Source organism: Sinimarinibacterium thermocellulolyticum (genome assembly GCF_040327995.1).
Classification (GTDB): domain Bacteria; phylum Pseudomonadota; class Gammaproteobacteria; order Nevskiales; family Nevskiaceae; genus Solimonas; species Solimonas thermocellulolyticum.
The window spans coordinates 19,123-36,206 of record NZ_JBEPIJ010000002.1 but is presented as its reverse complement, the minus strand read 5'-3'; the positions used below and the strand labels follow the sequence as shown (position 1 = coordinate 36,206).

General features: G+C 66.9%; 10 protein-coding genes. All 10 read right to left on the bottom strand.

Annotated features, from left to right (window positions below; all coding sequences use genetic code 11):
* Positions 1-16: 16 nt before the first annotated feature.
* A complete protein-coding gene (locus ABSH63_RS02015) occupies positions 17-754 on the bottom strand; it encodes a hypothetical protein (RefSeq protein ID WP_352886954.1) in 738 nt (245 codons plus the stop codon).
* A 171-nt stretch (positions 755-925) separates the two neighbouring features.
* Positions 926-2,050, bottom strand: a complete 1,125-nt coding sequence (locus ABSH63_RS02010; RefSeq protein WP_352886952.1) for a hypothetical protein — start codon at positions 2,048-2,050, stop codon at positions 926-928.
* A gap of 182 nt (positions 2,051-2,232) precedes the next feature.
* A complete protein-coding gene (locus tag ABSH63_RS02005) occupies positions 2,233-5,949 on the bottom strand; it encodes a hypothetical protein (protein WP_352886951.1) in 3,717 nt (1,238 codons plus the stop codon).
* 1 nt (position 5,950) lies between these two features.
* Positions 5,951-7,963 (bottom strand): hypothetical protein, encoded by a 2,013-nt coding sequence (locus tag ABSH63_RS02000; protein ID WP_352886949.1) that lies wholly within the window; start codon positions 7,961-7,963, stop codon positions 5,951-5,953.
* A complete protein-coding gene (locus ABSH63_RS01995; protein ID WP_352886947.1) occupies positions 7,953-9,977 on the bottom strand; it encodes a GlcG/HbpS family heme-binding protein in 2,025 nt (674 codons plus the stop codon). The genes ABSH63_RS02000 and ABSH63_RS01995 overlap by 11 nt, the downstream gene beginning before the upstream one ends.
* Positions 9,949-11,580, bottom strand: a complete 1,632-nt coding sequence (locus ABSH63_RS01990) for a cytochrome c3 family protein (RefSeq protein ID WP_352886945.1) — start codon at positions 11,578-11,580, stop codon at positions 9,949-9,951. Before ABSH63_RS01990 ends, ABSH63_RS01995 begins: the two co-directional genes overlap by 29 nt.
* Before the next feature lie 6 nt (positions 11,581-11,586).
* A complete protein-coding gene (locus tag ABSH63_RS01985) occupies positions 11,587-12,597 on the bottom strand; it encodes a hypothetical protein (RefSeq protein ID WP_352886944.1) in 1,011 nt (336 codons plus the stop codon).
* Between the two features lie 162 nt (positions 12,598-12,759).
* On the bottom strand, positions 12,760-15,180 hold the full coding sequence (locus ABSH63_RS01980; protein WP_352886942.1) for a cyclic nucleotide-binding domain-containing protein: 2,421 nt from the start codon (positions 15,178-15,180) through the stop codon (positions 12,760-12,762).
* A gap of 106 nt (positions 15,181-15,286) precedes the next feature.
* The gene (ssb, locus tag ABSH63_RS01975) at positions 15,287-15,757 is read right to left on the bottom strand and encodes a single-stranded DNA-binding protein (protein WP_352886941.1); all 471 of its coding nucleotides are present in this window, start codon (positions 15,755-15,757) and stop codon (positions 15,287-15,289) included.
* A 19-nt stretch (positions 15,758-15,776) separates the two neighbouring features.
* On the bottom strand, positions 15,777-16,973 hold the full coding sequence (locus ABSH63_RS01970; protein ID WP_352886939.1) for an MFS transporter: 1,197 nt from the start codon (positions 16,971-16,973) through the stop codon (positions 15,777-15,779).
* Positions 16,974-17,084: the final 111 nt, after the last annotated feature.

Genomic DNA, 17,084 nt, shown 5'->3' with positions numbered 1-17,084 from the left:
AGGGCGCCGAAGCGGTCTAGAAGTAGAAGGCATACGCGTAGCTGAGTTGCACGTAGCTTTCAGTCAGTTCGACCGTCTCGACGCGAACCGGGATACCGTCAGACTCGAGCTCGCGCCGCGGCGAATCATCGCCAGTGAAGCGCTGGTAGCGCAGCTGAATGGTGTGCTGCGGTGCCGCCTTGGGGTTGACTGCCAGCTTGAGGCTGACGCCGCCATAGTCGAACTCGTCCCCCGGAAATGGAAAGTCCTCGGCCTTGGAAAAGTTATAGGCCAATGAAGTGCCCATCATGAAAGGCCCCAGCTCGAAGCCGGCATAGCCAGCACCGACGAAAAAGCCGGACTCACTGAAGGTCTTGTCGTCGAAGACGCCGTCGCCTTGCGTACCCCGGCGATAGCCGGCAAACGCCGACCAATGATCGCCGATCAGGTAGCCCGCCGTGAGCAGCAGATCACTGCGATCGAAATCGCCGCCGTCGATCTGCACGTCGAGATACTCCACGGACAGATCGGCGAAGAAGTTCGATACGGCGACGCTCGCGCCGGTCTGCAGACCGAACGAGTAGAACCAACTGTCATTGGACGCGACCACGAATTGCTGATCCTGCCCGGAGGCGAGCTCGGTGACCACGAACGAGGAATCGTTCTGATACCCGCCTTGGGTCAGCCCCAGGCGTAGGCCGAAATTCAGCGTCTCCGCGGATGCGGTCGTCGCACCGCCGAGCAGCATCACCGCCACTGCAACTCTCAAGTTCATCGATGCTCTCCCTGAAGACCACCGCAGATGAAAGACGGGCCCGCGCGCTCGGCGCGCGCGGCGGGACCATCATACCGCGCCCGCCGTGGCGCGCGAGCACCCGTGAAACGAACCGCCACCGACGAGCCCACGGCCATGCGGATGATGCACCGTGGGCCATGGGCACGACGGCTACCCCCTGCTGAACGGCAGGGACGGTATCACCGCCGTCGGCCGCGTCTGGGGTGAACGGCAATCTCCGCTGACCGGTTCCGGCGCCCCTTCGAAGTCGAAGGCAAAGGGAATCGGATAGCCGAGTAGCAGCGTGTCGATACTGCCGCCGCTGCCCTCCAGGCGCAGCAGGTTGTAACAGGTCGAGACCGCATCGCCGAAGTTCGGATCATCGGGGTTCGGCACGAAGTCGATGGCGCGCGCGTACTTGCCCTGGGAATCGGGTTGCGCGCTATTGCCCAGCGCGTACGTGCCACCCGGGGCCTGCAGACGCTCGGCGGTGCCGGAACAGGTGCGATTCGCCGCGTAGAAGTCGAAGAACGTCGCGTACTGGTCGGTGCCGACGAAGTTGATGACCTCGCGGACCGACTCTTGCTCGTCGGACTCGATCGTCCCGTCTTCGTCGAAGTCGTCGGAGACGTCGAAGCACGGGCTCTGCCAGCTTCCCTGGAGTGCGGCGGCAGTCTGTGCGGCCGACGGCTGATCGTCCATCGGTACCGGCTTTTCGGCAACGACGGTGATGCAGGACACATCCGGGGAGGACACGTTGCCGGCCGCGTCTTTGGCGGCGAACTCGAAACAGAACGCCCCACCGGTCGCGAGGTTCTGTGGCAGCGTGACGTTGAAACCGATGATGGTGGTCAACACGAAGCCGCCAGTGGCCTGCTTGGCCGCGCGGCGGGCAGCCTTGGAGCCTCCGCCACCACCCAGGTTCACCTGAAAGTATGACGATGCCCCGGGAATCTTCGCGAACAAGGCCGACAAATCCGGCGCACCGCCGATGCTCACCGGGAGGCTAACCGTATCGCCCGGCTCGGCCGTCAGCTCGACGCCGGCCGCGACCTTGGGGGTCTGTCCGTCGCCGGTCGGTGCCGGTGGCGTGGCATTCGGGACGAACTCGATTCCGCCGTTGGGGGACGCGATCTTGTCGTTCAGGCTTTCCATCAAGGCGTCGGGTTGATCCAGCGGTATCGGGTTGCCCCCGCCGCCGCCACCTCCCCCGCAAGCACTCAGCACCAACACCAAGCCCGCGATCGACGCGGTGCGCGGAAAAAGTCGCTTGTCTGTGGTCATGAACATACGCAAGTCCCTCTCGTCGTTTGGGCCACCGAGCCGTTGCGGTGGCCCTTCGAGGCGCTGCCCGGTTTCTGCCGACAGCGCCGATCCACTGGCCGGTCTAGCCTAGCCCAATCCCTGTGACGCAAACGATACGTCTGTCGCATTGCGATGCATACTGCGCCGCAGTTCACACAAGTTTGCGGCAGCGCTCAATTTTTCACGAACCACGGCTTGCCGTCCTCGTCCAGATACAGCGCCTGCTGTTCCTCGAGCGTGAACGGCCGTGAGCCGATACGGCCAAAGACCGCAATCTGGCCGCCGGTTTCGTCGACGGCGCGATCGCGGTGCAGGCCCTCGGACACGGCGCGCGCCGGCCACCGGGTCTTGCGCGTGGCAATCAGCTGTGGCTTGGGATCGGGCGAGAAGCCATAGAAGCCCGGCTGGGTCTCGGGGCTGATGAGCTGTACCACCTTGAGGCCCGCGGCGCCGTCGGCGACGTAGGCGAACAGCGAGGCATTGGTCGCGCCGACCTTGACGTCCCAGGCGTCGGTGATCTGGCCGTCGGCGGTGTATTGCTGGTACAGCGCCGGCTTCTCCGGATTGGTGATGTCGACGATGCCCAGGCCCTCGGCGCCGGCGGCGACATAGGCAAACGTGCGCACCAGATAGACCCGACGCGCGTCGGCGAAAGGCACCAAAGCGCCCTCGACGATGCGCGGGCGGTCCGGATGGGTCACGTCGACGACGCGCAGGCCCTCGGCCGTGGTCGCGAACAGGTAGCGGAACTGCACCGCCGTGCCGCGCACGTCCTGCAGCGGGATCGTCGCGGCCACCTTGGGCCGCAGCGGATCGGCCAGATCGAGCACGACGATGCCGGCGTCGGCAGCGACGTAGACCCAGGATCCGGCCACGGTGAGATGACGGGCGCCGTCGAGGATGCCGCCGTCGTTCCAGGTGAGGGCGCGCTCGAGGAAGTTGTTGCGCGGCTCGCCATCCGAGAGCGTGTTGACGTCGACGAGAATCAGCCCTTCCTCGCTGTCGCTGATCAGCGCGTAGTTGTAGATCGGGTGGAACGGCTGCTCCATGTTGATCACGCGCATCAGCTCGCCCTGGTTGCGCTCCGGATGGATCGGCTGGTTGGACGGGAGCGCCACGCAGGTCGCATTCCGCGTCTCGACGCGGGTGTCGTGCCCCAGCGGCGAGAACGGCGCGGAGACGATGCGCTGCGAGAAGCCTTTGTTGGCGCTGGCGTTGATGTCGTAGACCTCGAAGCCATCGGCGCCCTGGGCGACGTATAGATACTCGCCGCGAAGCTGCAGGCAACCGACGGCATCTCCGGCACGATGCGTGTGCTCGGTCTCGAGCTCGCGGCCGCGCAGCTCGTGCCGGCGGAAGCGCTCCGGATACGCGTAGCGGTGCAGATAGCTGCCGATCACCGCCTGCGGCTCGTCCCATTCCGTGACGGTCACCGCCGCCACGCCGCCTGCGGTGCCGAGCCAGGCGTTGTAGCCGATGAAGTTCATGAAGTTGGTGCCGTGCAGCAGCAACTGCGCCATGATCGCGTTGTTGTCGTTGGCCTTAGACAGATGGCAGTCCTCGCACTGCTTGGTTTCGGTCTTGCGCTCGGTGTGCGCGTAGTGCGGCGCGAAGGCCTGCGACGAGAACCCACTGGCCGCCACCGGCGGCTGCTGGATGTAGATCCTCTCGCGGTTGAGATTGGTCGACGACAGCACCAGCGCGCTCGACGAACGCACCGGGGCGATGCGACCGCCCTTGGCCGGACCGTGCTTGCCGAGCTGGAACACGTCATCGCGGACCACCTGCGGGTTGTAGGTGGCGAAGTTACGCGACTCGGTGCCATCGTAGTGCTGGTCCGGTGTCTTCCAGTTGGCCTCAATCGGCAGATGACAGCCGCCGCAGCTCGTCGTCCACGAGGTGTGGCAGGTCACGCACATCATCTCCTCGTCCTTGTGCGCACGATCGGCGGGCGCGACGTCCGCGCCCCAGTGCTGTTTTGCGGTGTCCTTCGACATCAGCTTGGCGCGCGCCGCTTTCTCGTTGTAGTGCGGACTGCCCTTGGTCACCGAATCCTTGACCAGGCTCAGCTCCCACTGCAGACCCTCGGTGACGCTGGAGCGCTGGATCAGCTTGCCGCCCACCCACTCGAAACGCAGTTGGCCGAACGGCGTGCGCATCAGCGACAGGTCGGTGCCGCCTTCGGGCGCCGCCGGACCGCTGGTGAGCAGCGAGGGATAGGCGTCCGCAGTACCGTGGCAGTCGACGCACTCGATTTCGATCGCTTGCGCGACCTCGCCGTAGATGTGCCCGTCGCCGTGCGCATCCTGCGAGAAATGGCAGTCCACGCAGTGCATGCCGACGTCCACGTGGATGCTCGACATGTGCACCGCCTTCTTGAACTTGTCCGGATCGTCGTCGGAGACGACGTTGCCCTTCTCGTCGAGCAGCCGGCCCTTGCGGTCACGCTTGAAGACGGCGCGGAAGTTCCAGCCGTGGCCGTGGTAGTCGGCGAACTGGGTGTCCCGCAGCAGCGGGTTCATTTCGCTGACCTGCTTGAGGAACTCGGGGTCGCCCCATTTGCCGCGCACCGCCGCGCCTTCGGGATTGCGCTGGTTGATCTTGCGGATCTCTTCGGACGTGGGCTTTTTCTCCTCCTCCGGCCACATGAACGGCGCGTCGGACTCGTAGTCCCACATCGTGTAACCGAGGAAGCTGTTCACGAACACGTTGGGCTGGTGCATGTGGCAGACCATGCACTGGCTGGTCGGAATCGCCGACGTGAACTGATGGCGCAGCGGATGGCCGGAGCGGTTCTTCGGGATCGTCGGGTCGGCGCTCTGCGACAAGCCGGTGTGACCCGCCTGCGCATACGGTCCGCTGTGGCGCGGATCGCGGTCGTTGGCGTAGACGACGTGGCAGGCGGCGCAGCCGGAGGATCGATAGTCGCCCGGCTGGTCGTTGGTGCCCAGAAACCACATCAGTGGATCGTTCAGGCGCGTCTTGTGGATGTTGAGCACCGGAACCGAGATGCGCAGGCCGGTGCCCGGGCCACGGTTGGACTGGCGCTGGTCGGGACGGCCGGGTTCTTCGAGGCGCTGGATGTTCCCGGCGATGTTCGGCAATCCGGTTTCCGGAAACAGGCTCAGGATGTTGCGGCCGCCGCGCTCGAACACGCGGAACACGTCGCCCGGCGGCGTCGTCTGCCAGCTCGGCAGCGGGTAGAGCTTCTCGATGACGCCCTTGGCCTTCATGTCCTCGTCGGGCACGACCGGGCCGAGCAGGATCGTCGCCTCGCCCTCACGCGAATACGACTCGCCAAGGATGTAGTGCTTGAACGGCAGGATGCCGTTGTTGTAGGCCGCCCCGCCCCAGAGCATCGCGCCGGTGGCCATGATTGAGCGCTCGGCCGCCTCGATGATCGGCAGATGACAGGCGCCGCAGGCCTCGCGCACGACGCGGTAGTCGCTGGGGTTGACGAAGCGCACGTACTCGGGGCTCTCGCGGTTGAGCAGCGCGTAGCTGTGCTCCGGATTCGCCGAGCTGGGCCAGTTCCAAGTCTTCGGGAACATCGGCAGCACGTGCGCCTGCGCCAGCCTATCCGCATAGGGCGCGCTACCGGCATCGAAGCCCTCGGGTTTCATCACCGTCGCATTGCCGCCGTGGCAGTCGGTGCAGCCGAGAATCACGCCCGGCTGGCGGTGCATGGTCTTTTGGTCGGACTCGGTGTGGCAGGACACGCAGCCGGTGCTCTTGGCGTCGGCCTCGGCCTGGGTCTGCGAGCGCGGTGCCGGCGGCGCGGTCTGGTAGGTGATGTCCTGCGGCTTCTCGCCGCCAGCCGATATCGCCGGACCCGAGGCGGCAGCGAGCGCGACGGCGGCAAGCAGTGGGAGTGCGATAGGGCGAGCCATTTCAGTAGTTGAGAATCAGGTTGAGCAGGACGGAGTAACCCGTCTCATCTCCGAACAGCTGTTCATACGCTTCGCCCGGCACCAGCGCCGCCGCCGAGCCGCGGAAAATCACGTTTTGCGTCGCAAACGGCCGCCAGATGGTGGCGACCGATACATCCAGACCGATGTCCTCATCGATTGGCCCCTGGTTGCGGTAGATCTCGACCACGGCCGAGTCCGCAAACCACAGCTGGTTGACGTTGAACGACACGCGCAACGTCGGCGCGAGGTCCAGGTCGGCGCCGACGCCGAGCAGCACGGTCCCGGGGTTGGCAAAGTTCGATTGGCCTTCGAGCAGCGAGGAGCGCAGTGAGTTGAGCTGGCCGTTGCGGCCGGACAGACCCACGATGCCGCCACCGATCAGCGGCACGCTCTGTCGCGTCCAGAAGTTCGTATCGAGTCCGCCGGCGAACAGCGGCGCTTCGAGCACGGCATCGAACCCGGTCTCGACGTCATCGAAGGGATCATCGTCGGCGCTGGCGTACAAGGCCGACACCCGGATACGCCGCCAGTCGAAGTCGACGGATGCCTCGGCCGCGAGGAAGAACGCGCGAATGTCGACCGCGCCTGAGCGCAACACCCCCTCGTCTTGATCTCCGAAGGCAAAGTACGCGGACGAAGTCAGATTGAGCCTACCGAAGTGACCGTCGCCATTGACGCCGACATAGGTCACGTCGTAGTTGCGCGGGAACTCGCGGCCGATGGACGCGGGCCGCTCGATGAAGCCGTTTTGGTTGAAGTGCAGTCCGTCGTCCCCTTCACGGTTGCGGTTGTGCAGGATCACGGCCTGCGAGGTGTGGCCCAGCACGGGGAAGTCTTGCCGGTAGAGATTGAAGACGACGATGTCGTCCTTGCGCAGCGGCTGCCCCAGATCGTTCAGCAGCGAATTGGTGTCCTTTTCCAGCCGCCGGAAGTACGCGAGGTTGTACTGCCAGAGGTTGTTGTCGCGAGTGCCGAACAGGCGCACGCCGAGTTGTTGGTCCTGGAACAGGAAGCCGCGAAAATCCGCCGTGAATGGCTGGATGCCGATGCGCAGACTGTCGAAGTCGTAACGGTCCGATACGTTGCGCAGGTGCTTATCGACGAACAACTGCTGGACGCCGAAGTGCTGGTCGCGGCGATCGGTACCCGTGCGCGGATCGATGCGCAGCGCACGGATCTGATCGACCTGCACGTCGTTGAAACCAAACGCCGGCTGAAAGCGGAACTCCCAGTCCGGGGGACGGAACGTCGTGTTGCCTTGCAGGTAGACCAATTCGGCGAGTACGGTTTGCGCGAACAGGAGTTGTTCACCGCTGCCGATCAGGTCGAGCTGCCCTGCCTGGCCCTCCGCCTGAGCGCCGACTGGTGTGGGCACGCGCCGCGGCTCGATGATCGTGTCGGACGTCAGATTGGCAGCGAAGAACCAGTCGCCCCGCACGGGACGGTCGCCTTTCAGCGTGTTCTGGTTGTACGGGTCGTACCAGGGGTAGTCGGTGAGCCCGAGTGCGCGCGTGAGCTGCCAGCGATCCGGCACGACTTGCTTGCGGAACTCGGCGTCGGCGCCAGGCTTGGCTACCGGCTTCAGACCGCTGGCGCGATTGGGGGCGAACGGCACGCGCGGGCCGCGCAGCGGTGAGCCGGGCTCGGCGCGCTGGCCGCTGGCATCGGGACGCGTGTAGTCCGGTTGCCCCGGGCGCCGCCGACCGGACGGCGACGCCGGTGCCGGCACGGCCGCCTGCACGGGCTTTGCCGGCGCCGGCGCTGGTGCCTTGACCGGCGCCGGAGATTCACCCGGACGACGACGCTCGACCTGGATGCTCGGTGGCGGCAGCGGTGCGGGCCTCGGCGTCGCGGCCGGCTTGGGCAGTGCGTCTTGCGGAACCTCGGTGTTGCGCTCGGCGCGTTCACCGGGGCGGCGGCGTTCGTCCTGCGCCTGCGCAACGCCGGCGACGGCGAGCGTGAGCAACACGGCGAGCATCATCTTAGAGGCCATTGCAGACCTCCTGCTCGTCGGTATCGAGGAACGGTGCCTGCGGGCACTGCACGTAGCGCAGACGCACTCCATCGACTTCGACCTGGTCGGAGCGGATCGCGGGCGGTGCATTGCCGATGGCGCCGCCAGCCTCGTGCGCCCCCAAAAAGCCGATCATGTCGTCCTGGTCGACGCCGTCTCCCGAAATGCCGATCGCGCCCACCAAGGTGCCGCCGCGGTAAAGCGGCACGCTGCCCGGGAAAATCTGGATGCCGTTGCGCAGTTGCGGCGCCGCATTGGCAACGCCCAACCCGTCCTCGAGCGGCTCGATGCCGGAGCAGTTCTGCGGGACATCGTCCACCGGCAGACCGGCGACGAAGGCCACATGTCGGATCACCGCGTTGTAGACGAGGTCCAGTTGCAAGCCGTCGGAGAAGGGGCTCCACTCGCCGGCGGGCTTGGACAGCGGCCCGTGCGGCGTGCCCTGGATGCCATCCGGGAAAAACGGACGCGCGAGATTGCCGACCGCGCGATCGGTGAACGCGATCGCGCCATCGTCCAGCGCGGTCGGCCGCCCGAGGAAGGACTGCAGATCGCTGACGTAGCGGCCGATGTCGACGCGGCGCAACTCGGCCGGGGTTGCCTGGTCCGGCATCAGATAGCCCGCCGGGGGCAGCGCGCGCAGAATCGCACCGGCATCGGATGATGAGAACAGGACGGCGTTGCGCGCCTTCTGCAGCGAGACATCGGTGCCGAACACCGGCGCATCGCGGGATCGGACGATGCCGAGGATATCGCCCCGGGTGTCCACGACCGAGATCGTGACGCGCGCGGAACTGCCCAGCGGGCGGCGGATCTGCGCACGTGCGCGATTGGCCACGCGCAGGGCCGAGAGCATCACGCTGCGCACTTCATCGGCGGACAAATCGCCCACCGTGCTGTCGCGCGCCGGATAGCGATTGTTCCCGGCCGCGTCGACCAGGAAGAAAGCATCTTCGGCAGCGAACTGTGGATCGGTGAGCGGAGCCGGCGCGAACCCCGAGGCGTTCTGGCCGAAGGCCGTGCCGGCGACGATGGTCGGCGGATCCTGCGTGTAGCCGCGAACCGGAACGAGTGCGCCGACCTCGGCGGTCAGCGAGGAGAACGCCGGCGCGGCGGCGGGCGTGCTGGCCAGATCGCCGAAACCCACGTCGCTGAAGCGCAGCGTCTTGCCGTCGACGGTGATCCGATCCGCGCGCCGATCCACGGGTGCGGCGAAGCCGAAAGTGCCGGCGGTCGCGATCAACTCGTCCACGTCCCGGTCGTGATCGAGCAGCGACGGATCGAGGGTGTACCGCCCATCCGCCTCGACCCCGATGCCGCCGACGACGGTTCCGTTCTTGAACAACGGCAGGCCGCCCGGGTCCGCCGCCAGCCCCAACGGGGAGCGATGCGGTCCCGGCGAAGGTCCGGCGCCAGTCACGAAACGCGTGCTCAGATCGGAACACGGCAGTTGCGAGAACTGCACCCCGAACAGCGGGCCGCCGGGTTGATTTCCTTCCCCCGGATTGAAATTGGCCTGCACGATCTGACTCGCCGTGCGGGTCGAAAAAGCATTGCCCTCGGAGGACAGGAAGGCAGCGGTGATCGCCTTGGCGATCGCCGACAGCTCACTGGGAACCAGGCTGATGCCCTCGAGTCCGCCGTCGACCCGCCCGTTAACGTCGGGCGATCCGATACGCACGGTAGCCGGCGCGCCTGCCATGCGGTACACCGCCAGTACGTTTCCCGCGCGGTCGGCGACGGCGATGGTCGCAGGCATGCCCTGCGCCCTGGCCTCCTGGACCGCCTGCGCGATCAGGCGCTGGATCTCCTCGACGCTGAGTGCGGTCGGGGTGTCGTAGCAGAACCCGTCACAGGGCGCACTCCCCACGCCGGTGCCATCACCGACGAGCTCGTTGCCGCCCGAGCAGGCCGCGCAGGCGAGGGACGCAGCGAGCAGCGTCGCCCATCGAACCTGCGTGAAACTACTCCCGTGACTCCAGCGTCTGCCCATTGGCAAGTTCCCCCATGAACTTGCTCATCGTCAGATCCTTCGCCTGGTGAAAGCGATGGCAGTCGATGCAGGTGGATTGGATACGTGCGGACGAGCCTACTCCGCCGTGACAGCCGCGACAAGACTCGATTTGCGGTAGCAGCAGATCATTGGAATCCGAGCTCACACTGGCGGCGTGACAGGTGTCGCAGTTCACCCACCGATGCGGCTCGTGGGTGAAACGCGCCATCGGCATCCAGGTCTTGCGCAGGATCGGCTCGCGTACGCGCACGAGCTGATCCTGCGGCTTGTCGATCTCGTGGCACTTGGCACAAACGCGACGCTCGAACACTTCGTCGATGGGATCCGGTGCGCTCGACGGATCGCCGCGATCGGCGCGCTCGCCCGGGCGACGGCGATTGGTGCTCGGTTCGGACTCGGGCAGCTCGACCGGTGTCATGCTGACGGCGCTTTGTAGCAGTGTGCGTACCGCATCGGCATCGCCGTGCGGCAAGCGGAACGGCAGGCCGCCGACATCGACGTCGAGCTGGTGGCAGCGCTGGCAATCGGTCTCGAAGCGCAGCGGCTCGAAGCCGACGGCACCGGGACCGGGACGATGGCAGTCCGCACACCGCAGCACCTGCCGGCCGTTTGGACCGCGCACACCCCTTTCGTCGAGATGCAGATCGTGCGGAAAGATCAGACCGGAAACATCCTGACCGTCTGGCGCTAGCAGTCGGCGCTGCGTCTGCGGGCCAGTCGGCGTCATCGTCGTGACTGTGACACGAAACGGCGGATGGGCCGTGGCAAAGTCCGCGGCGCTGCCGACACCGTCCAGACCGGCGAAGTCGCCGGGCTGCGCGTGACAGTCCGCACACAGCGCCGGATGATCGGGCAGCACGGCTTGCGTGCCACCGTGCTCGAAATGGCAGCTCGCGCAGCGCTGCTGGTCGAGCCCAGCATCCTGCATCGACGCCAGGTCATCCCCGTGGTGGGCCACGGCGGCATGGCAGCTCAAACAGGCCTCGTCGCGCACCCTCACGAACGGCTGCTCGTGGCAGACCTCGCACTCGGCACCGAACTGCAGATGCGCATTGCTGATCGCCCCCGAGGTCCACCAGCGATCGCTCGGCACCCGATCCTCGACCCAGGCCGGCGCCGAGACCGCGCGCAGCACCAAGGGCACCATCAGGCACACCAGTAGCACCAGTGCCGCCGCGATCACCGCCGGCCGACGCATGCGCCAACCGGCCGCGTCGAGACTGGTGATCGCGCCGTCGCCGCCAGTTGCGCCCTGCGGATCGCACTCGCGTACCTCCAGCACCAGGCCACCGTCGCCATCGACCGAGACGCACAGCCGATGCCCACCGATGCGAAGCTCGTCGCCGGGCGCCAGCACCGCGCTACGCTGTCCGACCAGACCATTGACGATCACGTCGACCGCGCCGAGGCATTCGAGCTGCAGGGTCGCGCCTGAGCCCGGGGTCAGGCGCGCGTGATGCAGCGCGACCAGCAGGCCCGAAAGCGGGATCGTGTTGTCGGTGGCGCGGCCGATCGTGACCGCACCGCTGACCACCTGCTCGGTCTGCGCACCGTCCGGCGCCTGACGTCTGACCAGAATCACGGCGCGCTACCAGTAGAGGAACACGGTGACGATATGCACCAGCAGTGCGGCGAGCAGGGCCACCGTCAACGGCACGTGCAGGTACAGCCAGACCTCCAGGCGCGCGCGCAAGGTGATGTCGCGGTTGACCTTGTCGAGCAGGGCCTTGCGCTTGGCGATGGTCTGCAGCAGCTTCTGCAGGTTCTCGGACGCCTGGTCGCCGGTACGCGCGCTGCCGGTGGCGAAGATCTGATCGGCGACGAAGGCGATCGTCGCCTGGCGGCCGCCGCGCTGCGGAACCGTGCCGCCCGCGGCGCGAGCCGCCGCCTGCGCCTGCAACTGCGTGCGCTTGACCTTGAAGAACTGGTCGAGGCCGCGGCTCTCGCCGGGCGAGCGATAACGCCCACTGAGCTGCTCCCAGGCGCTGCCGCCGATACGCACCTTGCCGACCGAGCGCGCCACCACCGCATGCGTTTCCGGATCAATGCGATCGGCCAGTGACAGCGCCGATTCGTTGAGCTGCTCGATCTCCTGCAGCATCGCGCGCAATTCCATGCCGTTGCGGTTGGCGGTCACCTGCCGCGGCAGCAGCGAGTAGGCGAGGATGCCGTAGATGCCGCTGGCGATGACCAGCATCATCAAGACGTAGGCGAGGGTGTGCACGTTCCAGCCGAGCTGAAAGCCCGTGTGCAAGGTTGCGACGACGATCAGCGACAGGCCCAGATAGACGTGCGCCGACACCCAGGCCTTCACCGGCGCACGGCCTTCGCGGAACTGGCGCTTGCGCACCCCCAGCCAGGCCAGCCAGACGATCAGGACCGCGCCGAGCGTGCCGAGTCCGTAGCCGAGCCAGGTGCTGCCGCTCGGGCCCTCGACCGGGTCGTGCCAGGCGTAGAGTGCGAACGACAGCGCGCACAGTGCGATCGCGACCTTCAGATAGAAGGCGCTGCGGTAGACGAGAAAGGATTCGTGGCGCGCCGGGCCGCCGCGCTCGGCGCGGCGGCCAAAGAGGCCGGCAATCATTTTTCCGGCGTTCATCTCGGCCGTCCCTGGCGCAACAGCCTGATCCTTGCGACCTCTGCCCGGCGTTTGCCCAGCTCGTCGTGACATCGAGTCACGACTCGCCCAAGCAAACGCTCCCTGGCCGGGCGTTCGCCAAAGCAGACGATGCCATTCAAGGCTTCGTCTGAGCGCTTTGCCTCACCGGCCGCCACGCGCCAGCACCTCGAAGAATTCCTCGGGGCCGACGCGGATCGCCGCGCCGGTCGGGCAGGCCTGCACGCAGGCCGGACCGGCCTCGCGCGTGCCGCACATGTCGCACTTCACCGCCTTCTTGATCGCACCCTTGGGATAGTCGTGGATGTCGCTGCCCGGCGCCGGCCCCCGGCCGAACAGCAACCAGCGCCACAGGCTCGGTGTCTCGGGCGACTGCACCCCCATCTGGATCACGCCATAGGGACAGTTACGCTCGCAGTTGCCGCAGCCGATGCAGGTGTCCTGGATATAGACCTCGCCATTGGGCGAGCGGTGGATCGCATCCGGCGGACAGTCCTTCATGCAGTGCGGATGCTCGCAGTGGCGGCAGGAGGTCGGCACGTGCAGATTGTCGAAGGTGGCGCCGGCCTCGCGATCGAGCCGCGAGACATTGCCGTGCGTCGCCGCGCAGGCCTTCTCGCACTGGTCGCAGCGGATGCACAAGGATTCGTCGATCAGCAGCGCGTCGGTGGCTTCGCCCAGACCCTGGCCAAGCAAAAAGTGCATGCGCGCGCCGCGTTCGGGATCGCGCTCCATCGCGAGGCGCTGCTCGATCTGGCTGCGGAAGCGCGCCTGCACCGCCGCCTTCATCTGCGGATGCCGGTCGAGCAGTTGGAGGAAGGGTTTGGCGTCGAGGCGGATGGTCTCGGTCTTGATCGCCGCGGTCGCGGTCTGGCTACGCCTGGTCCCGGCGATCACGTCGAGCTCGCCGAAGTACTGGCCGGCGGCGTGATACTGCAGCACCACGTCGCGGGTGCCGACCCTGGTCGACAGCGTCACCGAGCCCGAACGGATCAGGTGGATGTGCTCGGCGGCATCGCCGGCCGTGTAGATCATCTCCTTGGCCTTGAATTGACACAGCCGCGCGGAGTCGACGATGGCCTTGAGCTGTGCATCGTCGGCACCGGGCACGAGGTAGCGTTCGAGCGCGCGCAGGGTGAACACGCGGTCGATATACTCGCGCGCACGATCGTTGGCGCTGATCAGCTTGAGCATCGCGCGCCGCGGCACCTCGATCAGTACGCAGTCCTTGCCGGCGACCACCGTCGCCGCGCGCGGCCGCCCGGAAATCAGCGCCATCTCGCCGAAAATGCGCCCGGCCTTGATCGGCCGCAGCTTGGTTGGATCGTTCGGATCGAGCTGCACGCCGACCTCGCCGGAGACGACGATGAACACCGAGTTGCCGTAGTCGCCTTCCTTGTACAGCACCTCGCCGACCGCCGGCGAAAAGATGCGGCTTTCGAGCAGGAACTCGCGCAACTGCAAGCGGTTCATTGCCGCGAGCACCGGCGAGCGGCGGTTGAGCACGTCGAGGAAGGCCTCGACGTCCGGGTTCGCCGAGAACGCCGAGAACTTCTGGCGCAGGATCGGCTCGTCGGCCGGGGCCACCGGCCGGCCGCAGATGAACTCCACGACCTCGTAGCCCTGATTCATCGCCTGCTTGATCAAGGGATAGCCGGCCAGCGCACCGATGATGTACAGCCCCGGCACGTTAGACTCGTAGGTCGGCGACACCGCCGGCACCGCGGCCGGATCTTCGCTCGGAAAGCTGATGCCGCAGGACTCGACGAACTCGCGCTGCGGGGTTGCGCCAAGGCGCGCGATGATGCGGTCGCAGGGCACCTCCACCGCGCCTTCCTTGGAGTTCAGCCGCAGCAGCATCGGCTTGCCGCTGGGGTGTCCGGGCGCCAGCTTCTCGATGCGTTCGGGTGTGCTGTTGTAGTGACAGCGCAGCTTGCCCTGCTCGATGGCGCCGAGAATCAGGCTGTTGTTGCCGTCCTTGGCACGCGAGAACTCGGCCTTGCGATTGACGATGTGCACGCTGTTCTGGCGCGCGAGCGCGATCGCATTCTCGATCGCCGCATCGCCGGCACCGACGACGACGATGGTCTCGCCCTTGTATTCGTCCGGGTCGTCGAGCTGGTACTGGATGTTCGGCAGGTCCTCGCCGGGCACGCCCATCTTGCGCGGGTTGCCCTGCACACCGATGGCCAGCACGACCTTCTCGGCGAGCACCGTCCCGCCCGAGGCCAGCGTGAGCTTGAAGCCGCTCGCCTGCCGCTCGATCTTGACCACTTGCGCGCGATAGCGGACGTTGACCTTCAGACGCGCCACATCGTTGTGCCAGACCTCCAGAATCTTCTCGCGGGTGCCGGCCTCGAAAGCGGCGGTCGCGCGCAGCGGCAGCACGTTCGGCTCGGCCATGACGTGCTTGCCTTTCTGGTAGCGGTAGATCGTGTTGGAGAGGTGAGGCTGGGCTTCGAGCAGGATGTGCGAATCGCCCATTTCCGCTGCGCGGCATGCCGCCGACAGGCCGCCCGGCCCGGAACCGACGATGGCGATACGGTAGCTTTCGGCTGTGGCCATGCGCCCCCCGACGAAGGCCGTCACCTTAGCCGAAGCCGCGCCTGCGTTGCGAGCGCCGCGCCGGCGCAAATGTGGACTGCGTCAGATTGGCGCGCTGCGAGTGCCGTCAGAACGGAATGTCGTCATCCTCGAACGGCGCGTCGATGTTCTGTGCCGGCGCTGTGGCCGCCGGTGCGGCGCGCGCGGCCGCCGGACGTCGGGACTCGTGGCCACCGTCGCCCCCCATCGGCGCCGAACCGCCGCCGCGGCCATCGAGCATCTGCATGTCCTGCGCGATGATTTCCGTCGTGTAGCGATCGACGCCGTCCTTTTCCCACTTGCGCGTGCGCAGCGAGCCCTCGACGTAGATCCTCGATCCCTTCTTCAGATACTGCCCGGCGATCTCGGCCAGCTTGCGGCGGAAGACGACGTTGTGCCACTCCGTCATTTCCTTTTTTTCGCCGGACTGCTTGTCGGTCCAGCTCTCGGTGGTGGCCAGCGTGACGTTGCACACGGCGTCGCCGTTGGGGAAGTAGCGTACCTCGGGATCCTTGCCGAGGTTGCCGATGAGGATGACCTTGTTGACTCCGCGCGCCATGGTGATCTCCGTCGTTCGTTCAGATGCGTATGCCGTCCTCGGCGCGCGCCGCGGGCGGCGGGGACGCAGCCACCGGTCCCATGCCCGCCGCGACGACGAGCCAGATTATCGGCAACAGCGCCGCCGCTGCCAACGCGCCGCCGATGCCGCCGTACTGTAGCGCCAGCCCCCCCAGCATGCCGCCGGCAAAGGCGCCGAGAAACTGTGCGCTGGAGTACACGCCGAGCGCCGCGCCCTTGTGCGCGGGCGGCGCCAGGCGCGAGATCATCGACGGCAGTGCGCCTTCGAGGAAATTGAAGGCGATGAAGTAAAGCAGGAGCGCCGCCACCAGCACCGGTGCGGTATCGTGGCCGGCGGCGGCGAGCGCCAGCGCGCCGGCGAGCAACGCGACCACGGCGAGGAAGACCGCCTTCAGCCGGCCGCCGCGCTCGGCGTAGCGGATCAGCGGGAACACCGGCCCGAGACTCAGCAGCAGCACCGGCAGATACAGCTTCCAGTGATCGGCGCTGGCCAGACCCAGCGTCTGTGCGATCGCCAGCGGCACGACGGTGAAGACTGCGGTCATACCGGCGTGCAGCAGAAAGATGCCGGCATCCAGGCGCAAAAGCTGCGGATCGGCGAGCACCGCGCGCAGGCTGGAGGACTCCGGCGGCAGTGGCCTGGGCGTCGGCACACCGAGCAGCAGCAGCGGCAGACTCAGCAGCGCGAGCACGGCGGTCATGCGGAAAATGCCGTCGACACCGATCCAACCGGCGACCAGCGGCCCGAGGACCAGCGCCAGCACGAAGGCCAGGCCCATGCCGGCGCCGAGAATGGCCATCGCCGTCGTGCGTACCGAATCCCGGGTCACGTCGGCCAAGAGCGCCGCGACCGCCGCCGAGATCGCGCCGGCCCCCTGCAGCGCGCGGCCGGCGATGATCCAGCTAATGTCGTCGGTGGCGCCCGCGAGCCAGCTTCCGGCCGCGAACACCAGCATGCCGAAGACGATGACCGGCTTGCGGCCGAACCGGTCCGAGGCCATGCCCAGTGGAATCTGCAGCAGCGCCTGGGTCAGGCCATAGACGCCGATCGCAAGGCCGATCTGCCAGGGCTGAGCCGGCTGCGGCAGCGTGCTGGCGTGCAGCGCGAACACCGGCAGCACCATGAACATGCCGAGCATGCGCAGTGCGTAGAGCGCACCGAGCGCGAAAACGGCGCGCCATTCCTGGGCATTCATGGTTTGAACGAACGGCAAGGGTCGGCTGGGGAAACGAAAGGCCGGGCGGATCCGGACCTGGGCCCGTGACACGCTCATCGTGGCCGACGAGCCCCGCTATATTAGCCGGTC